The sequence below is a fragment of the Paraburkholderia sp. CNPSo 3281 genome (assembly GCF_024206515.1).
GTDB lineage: Bacteria > Pseudomonadota > Gammaproteobacteria > Burkholderiales > Burkholderiaceae > Paraburkholderia > Paraburkholderia nodosa.
In genome coordinates, this window is sequence record NZ_JAMBPS010000101.1 from 1 (window position 1) to 14,879 (window position 14,879).

The 14,879-nt window shown below is 57.6% G+C and carries 15 protein-coding genes and 4 pseudogenes; 8 read left to right on the forward strand and 11 right to left on the reverse strand.

All coding sequences use genetic code 11. The features are described 5' to 3' along the window. Window positions 1-236: transposase (locus M3I56_RS39325; protein WP_254345934.1), on the forward strand; the 236-nt coding region annotated here is incomplete at its 5' end. 172 nt (window positions 237-408) lie between these two features. On the opposite strand, the gene M3I56_RS39330 is transcribed toward M3I56_RS39325, so the two are convergent. From M3I56_RS39330 to gspD, 7 genes and pseudogenes are all read right to left on the reverse strand, one after another. Continuing rightward, complete coding sequence (locus tag M3I56_RS39330; protein WP_254358487.1) at window positions 409-672, reverse strand: PAAR domain-containing protein; 264 nt, start codon at window positions 670-672, stop codon at window positions 409-411. 66 nt (window positions 673-738) lie between these two features. Beyond that, on the reverse strand, window positions 739-954 hold the full coding sequence (locus M3I56_RS39335; protein ID WP_254358488.1) for a hypothetical protein: 216 nt from the start codon (window positions 952-954) through the stop codon (window positions 739-741). 169 nt (window positions 955-1,123) lie between these two features. Continuing rightward, a protein-coding gene (locus tag M3I56_RS39340) for an IS6 family transposase (protein WP_375541877.1) occupies window positions 1,124-1,832 on the reverse strand; the annotation gives its coding sequence in 2 pieces (ribosomal slippage) (window positions 1,124-1,762 and window positions 1,764-1,832; 708 coding nt in all). A 93-nt stretch (window positions 1,833-1,925) separates the two neighbouring features. Further along, a complete protein-coding gene (locus M3I56_RS39345) occupies window positions 1,926-2,354 on the reverse strand; it encodes a hypothetical protein (RefSeq protein ID WP_254346079.1) in 429 nt (142 codons plus the stop codon). A gap of 511 nt (window positions 2,355-2,865) precedes the next feature. Next, window positions 2,866-3,069, reverse strand: a complete 204-nt coding sequence (locus tag M3I56_RS39350) for a cold-shock protein (RefSeq protein ID WP_254320588.1) — start codon at window positions 3,067-3,069, stop codon at window positions 2,866-2,868. A gap of 211 nt (window positions 3,070-3,280) precedes the next feature. After that, window positions 3,281-4,074: pseudogene (locus M3I56_RS39355) on the reverse strand (IS5 family transposase). A 97-nt stretch (window positions 4,075-4,171) separates the two neighbouring features. Beyond that, entirely contained in the window at window positions 4,172-6,376 is a 2,205-nt protein-coding gene (gene gspD / locus M3I56_RS39360; RefSeq protein WP_254358490.1) for a type II secretion system secretin GspD, read from the reverse strand. Between the two features lie 769 nt (window positions 6,377-7,145). On the opposite strand from gspD, the gene M3I56_RS39365 reads away from it, so the two are divergent. The 3 genes and pseudogenes from M3I56_RS39365 to M3I56_RS41275 form a co-directional block, all read left to right on the forward strand. Continuing rightward, window positions 7,146-7,487: a transposase gene (locus M3I56_RS39365; protein ID WP_254358491.1), complete on the forward strand. Its 342-nt coding sequence runs from the start codon at window positions 7,146-7,148 to the stop codon at window positions 7,485-7,487. Between the two features lie 20 nt (window positions 7,488-7,507). Beyond that, window positions 7,508-7,723 (forward strand): hypothetical protein, encoded by a 216-nt coding sequence (locus M3I56_RS39370; protein ID WP_254320590.1) that lies wholly within the window; start codon window positions 7,508-7,510, stop codon window positions 7,721-7,723. After that, window positions 7,701-7,940, forward strand: a pseudogene (locus tag M3I56_RS41275) (transposase); the annotation flags it as partial. The gene M3I56_RS39370 and the pseudogene M3I56_RS41275, both read left to right, overlap by 23 nt. Window positions 7,941-8,117: 177 nt before the next feature. On the opposite strand, the gene nifW reads toward M3I56_RS41275, so the two are convergent. Then, the gene (gene nifW / locus M3I56_RS39380; RefSeq protein WP_254320591.1) at window positions 8,118-8,456 is read right to left on the reverse strand and encodes a nitrogenase stabilizing/protective protein NifW; all 339 of its coding nucleotides are present in this window, start codon (window positions 8,454-8,456) and stop codon (window positions 8,118-8,120) included. A 459-nt stretch (window positions 8,457-8,915) separates the two neighbouring features. On the opposite strand from nifW, the gene M3I56_RS39385 reads away from it, so the two are divergent. The 3 genes from M3I56_RS39385 to M3I56_RS39395 are packed head-to-tail and all read left to right on the forward strand — an operon-like array spanning window position 8,916 to window position 11,314. Beyond that, entirely contained in the window at window positions 8,916-9,374 is a 459-nt protein-coding gene (locus tag M3I56_RS39385) for a transposase (RefSeq protein WP_246089481.1), read from the forward strand. After that, complete coding sequence (gene tnpB / locus M3I56_RS39390) at window positions 9,371-9,715, forward strand: IS66 family insertion sequence element accessory protein TnpB (RefSeq protein WP_254358492.1); 345 nt, start codon at window positions 9,371-9,373, stop codon at window positions 9,713-9,715. Before M3I56_RS39385 ends, tnpB begins: the two co-directional genes overlap by 4 nt. A gap of 30 nt (window positions 9,716-9,745) precedes the next feature. Next, the gene (locus tag M3I56_RS39395) at window positions 9,746-11,314 is read left to right on the forward strand and encodes an IS66 family transposase (protein ID WP_254358493.1); all 1,569 of its coding nucleotides are present in this window, start codon (window positions 9,746-9,748) and stop codon (window positions 11,312-11,314) included. A gap of 183 nt (window positions 11,315-11,497) precedes the next feature. On the opposite strand, the pseudogene M3I56_RS39400 reads toward M3I56_RS39395, so the two are convergent. Together M3I56_RS39400 and M3I56_RS39405 are read right to left on the reverse strand one after the other, a co-directional pair. Beyond that, window positions 11,498-12,756: pseudogene (locus tag M3I56_RS39400) on the reverse strand (IS256 family transposase). Window positions 12,757-12,848: 92 nt separating this feature from the next. Continuing rightward, entirely contained in the window at window positions 12,849-13,349 is a 501-nt protein-coding gene (locus M3I56_RS39405; RefSeq protein WP_254346072.1) for an Lrp/AsnC family transcriptional regulator, read from the reverse strand. A gap of 575 nt (window positions 13,350-13,924) precedes the next feature. On the opposite strand from M3I56_RS39405, the gene M3I56_RS39410 reads away from it, so the two are divergent. Continuing rightward, window positions 13,925-14,302 (forward strand): iron-sulfur cluster assembly accessory protein, encoded by a 378-nt coding sequence (locus tag M3I56_RS39410; RefSeq protein WP_254346068.1) that lies wholly within the window; start codon window positions 13,925-13,927, stop codon window positions 14,300-14,302. 399 nt (window positions 14,303-14,701) lie between these two features. Here the strand turns inward: M3I56_RS39410 and M3I56_RS39415 are convergent. After that, window positions 14,702-14,879, reverse strand: a pseudogene (locus M3I56_RS39415) (IS256 family transposase); the annotation flags it as partial.

Sequence of the window (14,879 nt, forward strand, 5' to 3'; positions counted from 1 at the left end):
CGCATCGCAACGTGCGCCTGCACTTCACGCCGACCTACTCGTCGTGGCTGAACCAGGTGGAGAACTGGTTCTCGCGCATCCAGCGCGATGTGATCGCTCGCGGCATCTTCACTTCGGTGAAGGATCTGGATCGCAAACTGATGCGCTATATCAGCGAGCACAACAAAAGCCCGAAGCCGATCAAGTGGAAGTATGACGATCCATCGCGCCGGGTTCGACCGGTGCCAATTCAATGACGCAGTGGACTAGGGCATCGCCAAATTCATAGGGGCCATTCGCCCAGAAGTAGATCTGGAGGATCAGGAACGCCCACAGGGCTACGCCGGATAGCCATAGGAGAGATGATTGCCTGGGTTCCTTCGCATCTGAATCATGTTCAGAGGGATCGCTCATATGCTCACCTGCCTTTCACGCCAAGCCGGACGTTGCCACTGAGGAGATCAGGACGGCCCCGCACGAGGTCTTGTGACCATCGAACGCAACCGCATGCCCATCGATTCTGACATTCTCATCACCCTCGATAATCACGCAATCCCTGTGTCCAAATCGAGGACAGGTGCGTTTATCGCCAACACATGCGACTGGCCGGCCCATCACCGTCGACCGATTCTGTACAGTCGCCACGCGGCCGCCATCACTTGTTGCGTCTCCCATTCGAATAACGCCTCGCACCCACAATCTCCTGAAAGAGAATTCACCAGGACAACGATCCGTAAATCGAGTCACCTGGCCATACTTTCACATGATGCGGCATACTCCTAGATCGGCAAACATCCACGTGGCCGCAAGACTTACACAAAACGCCGCAGCGAGACCGGGGGCGAACCATTTCCAACTGAAGCGGATCCGCTTACTCCCACTGACAACGGCAACGACCGCAAGGTATCCGAAAAGCGCCTGGAAAAACACGCCCGGCTCATTCATCGCAGTTTCAATGGGCGCACCGAATGCCATAAGGAATGTCCAGAACACTGTGCCCACGGGTTCTCGACTATAAGCTATGGAAAAACCAACGACCGCGGAAAATGCGACAGCAGGCCCTGCGATTGCAAAACGCGCGAAGCGCGGCTCTGGTGCACATAGGCGGTCTGCACGAGATTTTTCTTATATGGAGGATACGTTATCAAGCAGACAGGACGGCCTCCCAGACTGCGGGCGCAGTGGGATCTTTGAGGCCGAGCTTCGCGAGACCGAATTGTCCCTTGCGAATACGATGTACCAGCTCAATACCAGAGAGGGTGATCGCCGCGTTCCTGAAACGCTTGAAGCCGAGCATGACTTTCGTCCGGGACTTGATGTTGCGGTGGTCCTGCTCGACCAAATTATTGAGATATTTCGAGGATCGGACCTTCGTGTCCTCAGACAACAAGTCATCGGCCTTCATCTCGCGCACGGCGCGGTGCGAGGTGGCATAGCCATCAAGCGTGATGCTCTTCGGTGGCTGGCCCTGATGTCTGATTGCCTTCCTGAAAAAGGCTTTTGCCGCCTCCACGTCGCGCTTTGCACGGAGCATGAAGTGAACCGTCTGGCCCACCCGATCCACCGCCCGATAAAGATAGACCCACTTTCCGCGCAGCTTGAGATAAGTCTCGTCAACACGCCAGGACTGGCCGGTGGGCCTGCCCAAGCGGTTCCACCGTTTGACGAACTCCGGCGCAAAGCGCCGCACCCAGCGCAGGATCGTCGTGAGGGCCAGCGACAGACCCCGTTCCGCGATCATTTCGACCAGATCGCGCAAGCTAAGCTTGTAGCGCAGGTACCAGGCGAACACACAGAATGATCACATCGCGGTCAAAGTGACGGCCTGCAAACAGTTCGTCCAGGCTCTTCAGCTTGCTCATCGTCGGTTCTCAATTCGTTCAGCCCGACACCTTAACCGATTCGCCCCCGCGCTATTTGCACCAGAGCCGCGGAACCCATCACTGCTACTTCGTGCCTGCACTGCAGCAATAGGCGAGCAGGAATGTAGGAGTTCCGGGCGTCTCTGCCACGATCGTGCGGATGTCCTTGTTGAGCTTGGCCATCGCTGCGGACACATAGTCGGGAGCCGGCAGCTTGTTCGTATTGAAGTCGTGGACAGCCACAACAATGGTCTTGTCGTCTGCCGTCATGGGGTGGGCGAGAGCCCGATCTTCTTCCGCAAACCTTTGCTCGCGTGTTGCGACAGCACCGACTCGCCCCACGCAACAGCCGTGGGTGCCCGACATCACGTGAATTGTATGGCCGTCGCCCTTTAGCCCCGCAGCGATCTCCTCAAGAGCCGCTGCAACGTCCCTTACGTTGCATTCCCCATGGAACCCCCAAATTTGCACAGTGCCAAGGGTGTCATCGGTAATTTTTGCGAGTTCTGCCATATAAATTTACGAAGGAGATATTGGAAACGCGTGGTGATTCACCGTGTAACATCAGCAAGGTGTCCAACCATTCTTGAGGAGCTAGTGACTCAACGACCATACCAGATCCTACTGATTTAAGAGGTGCCGTTCACTACTCTGAATCAATCTTTCAATCGTTGGTGAGCCCAGTTGGTTACCGCACACTGCCCGCACGAGGTAGAAGTTTGCCTCGTGGGTAGGAGAGGACACAAGACAATTAACATCAAAATAATTGATATGTAGTTCAGTCCGAACAACTGCGTGTGGCAGCAGTTTTTTTATGCGGTCGAGTGCAAACATTTCCACTGGCCGCCCTTGACCTTGATGTAGCTCTTCCGTGCGCCGGCTTTTTCAGTCCCATAGTCACTGCGCAACACGCCGGCCAACTAAATCGAAGTTGTACGCAGGAATCGTATTGGGGCTTCCTCCCGGCTGTTGCACGTAGACGTCAGCGCGCCACGCCGTCAAAAGATATGTGCAGCAACGCCAGTCAAAGTAGTTCGATTCTTGTCGCAAGCTTGCCCTTAGGGCCATCTTTTACGTCGAATCTCACTCGTACGTTCTCCCACAATGTCTTGAAGCCATCCATACGGATTTCAGAGAACTGCACAAACACATCAGTGCTTCCATCATCTGGTGTGATAAACCCAAAGCCCTTTGACTCGCCAAACCACTTTACTGTACCTGTTGCCATCTTCTTCCCCGATTCCTTTGTCGTGAAATACCTATATTCGTTGGAAGATTAACAGTGTAAAACGAATGGTGAATTGATCATTATCAAACTCCTTCAACCATGCTAATGAATCGACCGTGTACTGCCATCGTTTGATGAGGTTGGAGTTGCCCATGTGTCGCAACGCGCGCAAACGGCACAACGTCACCCTAAACATGCCTGTTAGAAGATGTTATGCACTTTTGTTAAGGAATGCAAAGTGGACGAGCATAAGCACGGAGAACACGACGAAATGCAGACCAGCCACGGTTTCGGGCAATCGCTCGTAGTCTCTAGTCGGTCAGGGGAAGCGGTTGAGCCAGCCGAAGCTGCGCTCCACCACCCAACGACGCGGCAACAGTACAAAGCCCTTTTTCGCCTCCGGCAACCTGACCACCTGAAGCTCGATGCCCCCATCGAGCGCGGCCTGTGCAGGCTCTTCGCCGGTGTAGCCTTGGGCAGCGAACGCGATTCTCACTGGCCTGCTGGACCTGTCGCGCCAGTTCCCCGACCGGTGCACGCTCCTGTTCGTTGGCAGGCGTCACATGCACCGCAAGCAGTTGTCCCAATGTATCCCGCCATGTGCACCTTGCTGCCTTTCTTACGCTTGTACTCGTCATAGCCTGCGCGTGGACCGCTCTCGCACACCGACTGCAGCGTGCGGCCGTCGAGGATGACTGCACTGGGCTGACCCCGGCGATCCTGCGCCACGCGGATAATCGAACGCAGGTCATTGACCATGGTCTCGAAACAGCCGGCCTGGATCCAGCGTTGCGTCTGCTGGTAGACCGTCTCCCACGGCGGAAAGTCACTGGGCAGCAGACGCCACGGTGCACCCGCGCGGACAATCCAGCGCAAGGCGTTGAACATCTCGCGCAATTCGTAGCGACGCTGAGGCGCGTCCTGATTCATCAATGTCAGGTACGGAGCGGCGAAGTACCGCTCTTCATCCGATACATCCGTTGGGTAGGGTCTGCGTTTTTTCATCCCGCCAGGGTACCAGGTCTGGCTGAAAGTTCATAACACCGTATAACGCTTGATGAATCGCATAGGGGCATCCCAACACGACAACTAAGACATCGATCTACTGGCGACGCATCTTGTCGAGATCGAACAGATTCAGGGTTGACCCGTCCTGACTTTGACCTACCGGCTTCTGCGGCACGACAGGGTCGTCGTCCTTCATCAGGTTGTTGTCCTGACGATACGCGCCCTGCACACCTTGAATGTAGTCGTAGCGGTTCGACGTGACAGCCTGCGCCTTATCCCGATCGTCGATGATGACCGGACGCAGGAATATCATCAGATTCGTCTTTTCGCGGCTCTTCTGCTCCGAACGGAACAACTGGCCGATCCACGGCACGTCGCCTAGCAGCGGCACCTTGCTGTTGCCGTTCGCGTACTTATCTTCTATCAGGCCGCCGAGTACGATGATCTCGCCATCATCGGCCAGCACCGTCGACTGCACCGAGCGCTTGCTGATCGTCACGCCGCCCTGATTGTTCGTCGAGGCCGAATCGACGGACGAGGCTTCGGAATAGATTTGCAGCTTTATGATGCCACCGTCGGTGATCTGCGGCTTCACGCGCAACACGATCCCGACATCCTGTCGATCGAACGTGTTAAACGCGGTTACGGACGTCGCGGCATTCGCGGTCGGCGTGGCGTATGAACCCGTCACTACAGGCACGTTCGAGCCAACGACGATCTTCGCCTCTTCGTTATTGAGCGCGATGAGGTTAGGTGTCGATAGGACGTTCGCGTCGCTCGACTGCGACAGCGCCTGCAACAGGCCGCCGAGACCGAACACGTCGCCGAAGCGGTGCAGCAGGCCTACGTTCAGGCCGTTGTTCAGCAGGTCCGCGCCCTTCGTCGCGAGCGCTGGGGCCGGGTCGTTTGCGATGGTCGCCCCCTGCGCGGTCAGGTTCACGATGCCCTGGCTGCCGTTGGAATTGAAGTTGGAGCTGCCGTAGAGACCGTTGTTTCTACCATTCGACAGCAGCGCACCCTGCCACTGGATGCCGAGATTCGCGTTTGTCGTCGCCGACAGTTCGACGATTAACGCCTCGATATATATTTGCGCGCGGCGGACGTCAAGCTGATCGATCACGCTGCGCAGATTGCCGTAGACGGCGTCCGACGCGGTAATGATCAACGAATTCGTCTCCGGATCGGCCTGGATCACCCCGCCGGGCTGGTTCTCTTCACCGTCACCGCCTTCCTTTTCGCCAAGAAACGCCGCGTTGTTGCCTTGACCGCCGTTGTTGCCGCCGCCTGCGAGTCGATTGCTTCCCATCGACGAGAATGACGAACCGCCCAAGGATCCGCCTGGAAGTGGCGGCTGGCCCGGTGTGCTCGCCGACGAGTCCATGCCTTGGTTGAACGAGTTCGCGGCATTACCGCCCCCTGTGGACATCAAATCATTGCCGCCCTTGCCGAGCATGCGGCGCAGCGTCTTCGCAAGACGCCCGGCATCCGCGCCCCGCAGCTGCACAACGTGGATGTTACCGGGTCGCCTGGTTGCCGCATCAAGCTGCTTCGCCAGCGACTTCGCCTCCGCGAGGCGCACTGCGTTCGACGCTCGCAGCATTAGCGAATTCGTGCGCGGATCGGCCTGCACCGAGACTTTCAGCGTCGCATCCGTATTACCGATCGACCCAGGGTCGAGCATCTTGGTCATCTGCCTCGCAACGTCGATCGCATTCGCGTTTTTCAGTTCCACTACCTGCACCTGCTGGCCGGCCGCAGAATCGACGCCCGCGATGATCTGCGCAATGCGGCGGACGTTATCAGCGTAGTCCGTGACGACGATCGTATTATTTGATGGATAGGCCGCAATCATATTGCTCGGCGAGATGAGCGGACGCAGCACTGGCAGGAGGTTGTTCGCCGATTCGTACCTGAGGCGAAAGATCTGGGTGACGACCTGATCGCCGTGTGCCGAAGGCGCATTTCCGATGTACGTCGGCACACCCTCCACTTTCGCGTCCGCTTCGGGCACAACCTTGAGCACACCGTGATCCTGCACCAGCGAGAAACCCTGCATTCGCAGCGCAGACTGCAGAGTTTTCAATGCTTGATTCTCGGAAACAGGGCGCTCAGAGACTAGATTCAGCCGCCCTTCGACGTGCGGGTCAACAATGATCGTCTTCCCTGTCGCCGCGCCGACCGCCTTGGCGACCTGATCGATGCCGGCGTCAACGAAATTGAGCATCACATCTGCCTGCGCGGTATGGGCGGCAATCAATCCAGCCAGCAGCAATGCGGTTGCGATGCGACGTAAAGCCATACGGTTTGTTCTTGTGAGGTTAACAGTCAATGTGGATTTGCCGGCAGTTGAATCAACACGCACAGCGCTTTTACGTTGTGACAGTTGCCGCTTTGTTCGCGAGTCACCCTCAAACTCCAGGAGGACCGCATGAGGGGAAACACGATCGCTACGCATGCAACGGTGGGAAGCAATCAGTCGCACGGCAGGACCATGGCCGCCACATTGCAGAAGAGCGAACGGCGTGGCGATGAACAGCGACGTCAAGAGGCCTTGACAGCCATGGAACAGCGCGCCCAACCGCTCCATCATCACGATGCAGTTGAGGCAGCCGAGTTGCTGAGCCGATTCCGACCACCAGCTCGGTGAACGAGGTGGCCAAATATCCTGACCGTCGGTACGCGGAGCCGCCCTACGACGCAGATGGCGACTGCTATTGCGAGACTGCCCTAGCACCCTCTGAACTGATTCGAAGTAGACAGGGCCATCCTTGCGAGGACACGACGGACAAGAAAGATGGCAATCCGGCGCGGCCGTCGCATCACGCTCTCGAGCTCCAGCTCGAGAACATAAATGCATCCGAGGCGTGCTGAGCCCGCTCGTCACGGGCCGCGACAACTCCGCGCTCGCACCTAACCCCGTGGCAACGATGCACGAATCGTAGCAGCGCAGGCTCGTTTTGTATAAGTCGCTATTTTTTTTGGATGCATCAAGCACATTTATGAGTGGCGATTTGCGCCGAAAGCGAGCACCATGCCGGAGCTACACAACCTTCCGCGAAGGGCGAGTCATGGACAAGATTGCTCGTGTTGGAGTTGATCTGGCGAAGCATGTCATGCAGATCCATGCCGTCGACAGTGCCGATCTTGTCATCGTCCGAAAGGCGATTACGCGCGATCGGTTCGTTAGCTGGTTTGCGAATCTCGAGCCGTGCCTCGTTGCAATGGAGGCATGCAGCGCCGCGCACTACTGGGCACGCAAACTCCGCGCTCTCGGACATGATGTGCGCCTGAGTCCACCCCAGTTTGTCGCCCCGTACCGCAACGGCGGCGCTCATGTAAAAAACGACGCCCTCGATGCCGAAGCGATCTGCGAAGCCGCAAGTCGCCCCTCCATGCGTTTCTGCCGGTGAAGTCACCCGCCCAGCAAAGCATGTTGGTGCTGCACCGCATGCGTACCGGCTTCGTGGAGGAACGCACTGCGCTGGTCAATCGGTTGCGCGGGCTGCTGGCCGAGTTCGGCGTATTCCTGCCGCAAGGCATTGAATTATTGCGCAAGCACCTCGTCGATCGCATTGAGGATGGCGACAACGAGCTGACGGGACCAGCGCGTCAGGCATTGCTGGGTGCAATGTCAGGCGCTGGATGAACAAATCGCGTGGCTTGAAAGGCAGATCGCAGAACACGCCGGTCACGATCCGCAGGCCCAGCGCTGCACGGCCGTATGCGGCGTCGGCAAACTTACCGCATCGGCCGCAGTCGCGACGCTTGTGGACGCACGGCAATTCAAGAATGGCCGGCAGATGGCCGCCTGGCTGGGGCTCGTACCCAAACAGAACAGCAGCGGTGGCAAGCAGAGGCTCGCGCGCATGAAAGCATCGAAACCGCTCCTGTCCGCTCGTCAGCCGGACGTGGAGGCTGCTGATGGACCACTCCCGGCAGATGTTCCCAAGGACAAGTCAAGCGAACTTCGCAACGTGCATCAAGCGAGGAGTTGCATCGTGACGACTCAGAAAAGCACCAATATGACTCGCTCACCAACTTCAATTATTAGCCCGAGCCGGCAGAGATTCACGCAGGCTATCAAGAGAGATATGCCGCTCTCCGTCGGCTTCCTGAAGAACCCTGAACACCTTTTGCTCAGCAGGCGTGGAAATGACAAAGTCGTTGTACGCTTTCAGCAGGAGATTTCGATAGACTAGGAATAAGGTTGCGTCGTGATCCGCGGACAGGTCCTCCGCCTGTCTGATGTACTGGAAGAAACGCCTTAGTATATGTAATCGACTTACGTTCACCACCTTGTCGTCATATGAGATGGCGAAGAATCGGAAGAAGTCCTCAGCCGACGAAAGCCGGTGCATTTTATCAATTAATGCTTTCATGTTGTTGCTCCGTATGACAAAGTTGGCCGCGAAGCCGTCCGTAGCGAGGCGGCGAGTTTTATGCCATCGTTAAGCGCTTTCTCATTGACGAAAGGTCTTAACTTGTCTGTGCCTTCTAACTTAGCGGCCCACGGCACGCAAGGACCATGCCTGTCTTACCTAAACCTGGAAGATGTTTCTAGCATGCATCGCCATTCCCGATCACCGTAATAGGGAGGCCGGTGTCACGTTGCCTCTGTCTGAATTGTCTGGATTGTGACAGCGCGGCGCGTTGCGCGAAGTGCATCCAGTCGGCTTCGGTTGCCGGCGAAACTTTACTGAACATGAGTTGGGACGTTGCTGGCGCAACTCAGTCTGCTCGCACCACTACGAACGGACTTTGCCGAGGGACGGGTCAAGAGTTTATCCGTCACGAGTTTGGTCTGCGGAGTAAGCGACTCGTTCCGGCCGTTATAGACGGTGGCTGAGGGCGGCATCAAAGTGGTGCCCATCATTTCCGATCTGATGGGCATCACTTTGACACAGTCTGCAGAGAAGAAGCCGGGTACACGAACGGGGCGCCCGAATTACCCCCGGGAGCTTCGTGAGCGACTGGCAGCGGCCGCTTGCGAGCCGGGCGTATCAGTCGCAAAGCTGGCTCGGGAGAATGGCATCAACGCGAACATGCTGTTCACCTGGCGACGGCGATATCTGGCCGATCAGCAAGCTCGATCTGCCGGGCTCATTCCGGTCGTATTGCTAAGCGACACGCCGACGGAGGTCATCGCGTCAGCCCCGGCAGAAGCGCAAGTGCAGAGCGCGAAGCCTGTACCACCTGTCGGCACGATCGAGATCAGGATCGGTCGTGCGGTGGTTAGAGTGGACGGCCTGGTAGATGCCGATATGCTGCGGATCGTGCTGGGCAGTCTGCGCTCATGATCTCCCTACCGGCAGGCACGCGCATCTGGATCGCTGCGGGCGTCACTGATATGCGATGCGGGTTCCAGGGGTTGGCTGCGAAGGTGCAAACCGCGCTTGAGGAGAATCCGCTGGCCGGCAACGTCTACATCTTCCGGGGCCGTCGGGGCGATCTGGTAAAGATTCTCTGGGCTACGGAGGACGGAATCTGGCTGCTCGCGAAGCGACTTGAACGAGGCCGTTTTATATGGCCCAAAGCTGACGGTGGCAAGGTCCATCTGAGCTCTGCGCAACTGTCGATGCTGCTTGAGGGCATCGACTGGCGGCAGCCCCGTCGCACCGCCGCACTATCGATGTTGTAAACCGCGCGGCAGACTCGTAAACTACGGCGCATGTCGAACGGCGCCGATCTCCCTGACGATATCGAACTGCTGAAGGCCTTGCTGGTCGAGGCCCGTAGTCTGCTTGCCGAACGCGATGTCGAGATTGAGCAGCTCAAGGCGCAGATCGACAAGCTCAGGCGCATGCAGTTCGGTCGCAAGTCCGAGCAGCTGCAGCGGCAAATCGAGACGCTCGAGACTCAACTTGAGGATCTGGCCGCCGGGCGCGGCGTTGTGGATGTGCAGCGTGCGCAGGCCCGTGGGGCAAGTGCGTCCACCTCGAACACAACGACGGACGAAGCGGCTTCCAGGCAAGCGCTTGCCGCGCATCTGCCGCGCCAGGATTATGTGCTCGAGCCTGAATCAAGCTGCCCGGATTGCGGTCAACCAATGCGGGCGCTCGGCGAGGACTCATCCGAACAACTCGCCCGGGTTGCAGCGGCGTTCAAGGTCATTCGCACGATCCGGCGCAAGCTGGTTTGCCCGTGCTGCAGCACGATCACGCAGCCGCCGATGCCTGGGCTGCCGATCGAGCGGAGTATCGCCCATCCGAGCTTGCTGGCAGACATCCTCGTCTCGAAGTATGCAGACCACCAGCCGTTGTACCGGCAATCCGCGATCGCGGCGCGCGACGGCGTGACGCTTGACCGGGCCAGCATGGGCCGCTGGGTCGGCCAGTGCGAGGCGCTGTGCGCACCGCTAACAGAGGCGCTGCGCCGCTATACGGTGTCGGCCACCAAGCTGCACGCCGATGACACGCCGATCCCGGTTCTCTCACCGGGCAACAGGAAGACCCGTACCGGCCGGCTATGGGTCTACGTGCGCGACGATCGTCGCTCGGGCTCGACGCAACCGGCTTCGGTCTGGTTCGCGTACTCGCCGAACCGGCAAGGCATCCATCCTCAAACCCATCTCGCCAGCTTCAAAGGGATTCTGCAAGCGGACGCTTACGCAGGCTTCGACGAATTGTTCCGCGATGGCTCGATACGCGAGGCGGCATGCCATGCCCACGCGAGGAGAAAGTTCTACGACATCCACGTGCGCACGCCATCTGACACAACACAAAAAGCACTCGAATATATTGGCGGGCTCTACGACATCGAGGCCTCCATTCGCGGCAGGCCCGTCGCCGAACGGCTGCGAATACGGCAGGAGAAAGCCAGACCACTGCTTCAAATCTACGAAGCGTGGCTCAGGGCAAAGCTCGAAACGCTGTCGTCGAAGTCCGATACGGCCAAGGCGATCAACTACACGCTGAACCAGTGGAGCGCACTGACGTTGTATTGCGAAGACGGTACGCTCGAGATTGACAACAACATCGCAGAGAACGCGCTGCGTTGTGTAAGCTTGGGCCGGAAGAATTTTTTATTCGCCGGCTCAGACAGCGGCGGCGAACGGGCAGCTGCGATGTATGCACTGATTGGCACTTGCGCACTGAATGACATCGATCCGCGTGCCTACCTCGACTATGTGCTAACCCATATCGGCGATCACAAAATCAATCGCATCGACGAACTCCTGCCTTGGCGTGTGGCCGACAAGTTGCACAAGCCAGCCAGTCCGCCACAGCCCTCTACCTGACCGGTAGCTCCAGTTCACAATCATGCTTTACGCGCACGCGAATGGACGAACGGTCCAGCTGAGGCGCTTACTCTGCGGAAGCCAGCGGGGCGATTCGAAGCGTGTCGTTTGGTTACGACCAGCACCTGTTTGACGTTTGACACGGGGGTGTCAGAATTTCCGTGTTCAAGGCGGGGTTGAGATTCACACGGATGATCGAACGAACCGATCCTCGTAGAGGATAGCGAATTGGTTCATCGCTGTCTTCCAGTCGTGAGCGGCACGCCCCCAATCGGAAGTGATGTTGCGCAGCGCCAGCCAGATCAGTTTCGTTGCTGCATCATCGGTTGGGAAGTGACCTCGGGTCTTGATGATCTTGCGTAGCTGCGAGTTGATATTTTCGATGGCGTTCGTCGTATAGATCACCTTGCGCACGCCCGGCGGGAACGTAAAGAACGGAATCACGCGATCCCAGGCATTGCGCCACGCCGCGCTGACAGGCGGGAATTTCTGCCCCCACGGACCTTCAGCAAACGCATCCAGTTCAGCCTGCGCGGCTTCCGCGCTCGGGGCGGTATAGATCGGGCGAATCGCAGCAGCGAGCGATTTGCGGTCTTTCCAGCTCGCGTAATCGAGGCTGTTGCGGATCAGGTGGACGATGCAGGTCTGCAACGTAGTCGCTGGAAACACGGCTGCGAGCGCTTCGGGCATGCCCTTGAGGCCGTCGGTCACGGCAATCAGGATGTCACCCACGCCACGCGTTTTCAGATCGTTGAACACCTTCATCCAGAACTTCGCGCCCTCGGTGTTCTCGATCCACAGGCCCAGGATGTCGCGCGTGCCGTCGGGCAGAATGCCCAGCGCCAGATAGACAGCCTTGTTGCGTACAACGGCGTCTTCGCGAATCTTCACGTCTTCACGCGCAGCGCGTCGAAGAACACGACGGGATACATCGGCTCGAGTGGCCGGGCTTGCCACGCCGTCACTTCGGCCATGACCTCGTCGGTGACCGAACTGATGAACTCTGGCGAAACTTCGGTGCCGTACTGCTCCAGCACAAAGCCCTGAATCTCGCGTACGGTCATGCCCCGGGCGTACATGGCGACGATCTTGTCGTCAAAGCCCGCGAAGCGTCGTTCGTGTTTGGGAATCAGCAGTGGTTCGAAGCTGCCGTGGCGGTCGCGCGGCACCTCGATGCGGATCGGGCCATCTTCGGTCAGAACTGTCTTGGCGCCACGGCCGTTGCGCTGGTTCGTCACGCTGGCCGGTTTGGCGGCGCCCGGCGCGTAGCCGAGATGGTGATTCATCTCGCCGCCCAACGCTCGTTCGATCAGCGCCTTCTTGAGGGCGAGCGTTGCGGCGTTGATGGCTTCGGCCGTCATCGGGCCGTTGCCGAATTGTTCGAGCAGTTCAGCGGGAATCGCCGGTAGCTCTACCGGTGGGGTCTTCGGTTTGCGAGGCATATTTTCTCCTGGGGAGGATCATATGCCTTGAACACGAAATTACTGACAGGCCCTTTGACACAGGTCAAGCCTACATTTTCAAGCGTTTGCGGTTACAGCGGTATCGCCTGCGTCGATAAGACTTCCTTTAACACCTTGAAGCTACGCAGATCCTTTACTCCCGGCAGGTGCAACAATTGTGTAGCATGTAACCGGTTGAAGCTTTCGTTGCCGCGTGCTCGAACGAGCAAGATATAGTCAAATTGCCCGCTCACAGCGTAGCACGTTACGCAGCCCGACACCTTCTGTGCCGCTTTCTCGAATGCGGCAAACGCCTCGGGCGTCGAGCCGTCCAGCACGATCCCGATTACGGCGAACATGCCCGCGCCGATGGCCTTCGCGTCGAGCAGTGCGACGACTCTTCGTATCAGTCCCGTCTCCTTGAGCCGCTCCACGCGCCGCAGGCAGGCAGGTGCACTGCGTTTCACTTTCGCTGCAAGGCTGACAATCGATAGCGAGGCGTCTTGCTGCAAGTGTCTGAGGATCGCGCGGTCTACGGAATCCAAGGCGGCTATGCCCTTCTGGGCGGCGACTGGATGCGCTATCATTTTCATTGCACTCATTTCCCATCTGACGAATTAGAGGCATTCGAAAAATGTATCGTTGTTTCATGCGTTATCCGTGCAACTCGCTTTCCCCGAGCGAGAGTCGCTTGCGCTAACCATTCTATATCTGCTAACTTCGCGCCGTTATTCCGCCTGCGTTTCCTGAGCGTGGCGCTAGCTTCTCAGTGTATAGGGCAAACTTAGTTTAACGTCGAATGTAGACGTCCAAGATCGCAAACTTCAACTGATTAAAGAGAACGTCTATCGACTCGCGACGAGTCGCAAGTCGCGCGCCGCGGATCTCGCTTACTTGTTTTCTATGGCGCAAGGAGATCTCCACCATGCCCTTCCGCGCATCGCTTCACTCTTGATGACGACGTCTAGGGGGCGAGCTCAACAGCGTGAATAATTTGGCTTGTCGCTTACACAGCCTCTGGGTGCACACTCGCCTCAGCAAGCTGATTCCGTACCCGAGCAATAGTATTGCGAGCGAGCGTTGTGGCGCGGTACTTGCTTTCCTTCCTTGTGCAGATGCACATTTGTCAAGACGGATATCGTTCTCTGTTAATTTTCCAGGAAAATCTATGATTTCCCAACGATCAAGCATATCGACAGAACCCGCGTGTGAATTTTTTACGTTCACGGCCCGAGCAGCAAAAGAAGCCGCCGAGCTTGTCGCGCAGAGCCACGAAGCGCCGCTTTATATTCGACTGCGTGCCGAATTTCATGCGGGAGGACAGCTAGAATATTCTATTGTCCTGGTTGACTCCGTAAGCGATTCCGACACGAAGGTGTCTACACAGGGCCTCGCTGTGTTCGTGGACGAGACTAGCCTACGTTATTTTATCGGCACCCGGATCGACTATGAGGAAGATACCCCGCTTCCGCGCTTCGTGATTGAAATTCCGAGCGCATCAACATCTTGCGGCCGCAGTGAATCATTTTCCTCATGTCCGCGCTGACATCGTAGCATGCCGATATTTATACCGCTTGCACGTGGTCTCGATGCAGACCAAAGATGGTGAATCGGTGCCGCGCGGACCACCGAATGCAATGAGATTCGTGCAAGCCTCGCTTGGTTTGCGCGCTGGTATCAACAGTACCGGAATGAACGCACTTACGGGGTCATTCAGTCACCTAACAGGTTGCGGAAATACCCCTCGACGGGAAGCGGCCTTCCACGATTTGCGCGCCCACTGCCGCTAAATCTTTCGCATTGTGCAATTTCAACGCGAATCAACCTTTTTAAAGCGCTGTGAGGCCGACTTCTGGCCTCATTGGCGCCTTTTGCCGGGAGTGTCTGAATTTTTGTGTGCAAGGCAGATAAAAGCCTGCCGTCTGGCAGGCTCATCAATTGCATTCTACAAATGATTTCTGGTGAAGCGATCCTCGTAGAGGATCGCGAACTGGTTCATCGCGGCTTTCCAGTCATGCGCGGCACGGCTCCAGTCAGCCGTGATATTGCGCAAGGCCAGCCAGAGCAGTTTGGTCGCGGCCTCGTCCGTCGGGAAGTGCCCACGCGTCTTGACGATCTTGCGT

Excerpts from the sequence above, each read along its gene's own strand:
- M3I56_RS39335 (WP_254358488.1), bottom strand. The coding sequence starts at position 954 with ATGGCATTCGGTGCGCCCATTGAAACTGCGATGAATGAGCCGGGCGTG.
- M3I56_RS39345 (WP_254346079.1), bottom strand. The coding sequence starts at position 2,354 with ATGGCAGAACTCGCAAAAATTACCGATGACACCCTTGGCACTGTGCAA.
- M3I56_RS39350 (WP_254320588.1), bottom strand. The coding sequence starts at position 3,069 with ATGGCAACAGGTACAGTAAAGTGGTTTGGCGAGTCAAAGGGCTTTGGG.
- gspD (WP_254358490.1), bottom strand. The coding sequence starts at position 6,376 with ATGGCTTTACGTCGCATCGCAACCGCATTGCTGCTGGCTGGATTGATT.
- M3I56_RS39365 (WP_254358491.1), top strand. The coding sequence starts at position 7,146 with ATGGACAAGATTGCTCGTGTTGGAGTTGATCTGGCGAAGCATGTCATG.
- M3I56_RS39370 (WP_254320590.1), top strand. The coding sequence starts at position 7,508 with ATGTTGGTGCTGCACCGCATGCGTACCGGCTTCGTGGAGGAACGCACT.
- nifW (WP_254320591.1), bottom strand. The coding sequence starts at position 8,456 with ATGAAAGCATTAATTGATAAAATGCACCGGCTTTCGTCGGCTGAGGAC.
- tnpB (WP_254358492.1), top strand. The coding sequence starts at position 9,371 with ATGATCTCCCTACCGGCAGGCACGCGCATCTGGATCGCTGCGGGCGTC.
- M3I56_RS39395 (WP_254358493.1), top strand. The coding sequence starts at position 9,746 with ATGTCGAACGGCGCCGATCTCCCTGACGATATCGAACTGCTGAAGGCC.
- M3I56_RS39405 (WP_254346072.1), bottom strand. The coding sequence starts at position 13,349 with ATGAAAATGATAGCGCATCCAGTCGCCGCCCAGAAGGGCATAGCCGCC.
- M3I56_RS39410 (WP_254346068.1), top strand. The coding sequence starts at position 13,925 with ATGATTTCCCAACGATCAAGCATATCGACAGAACCCGCGTGTGAATTT.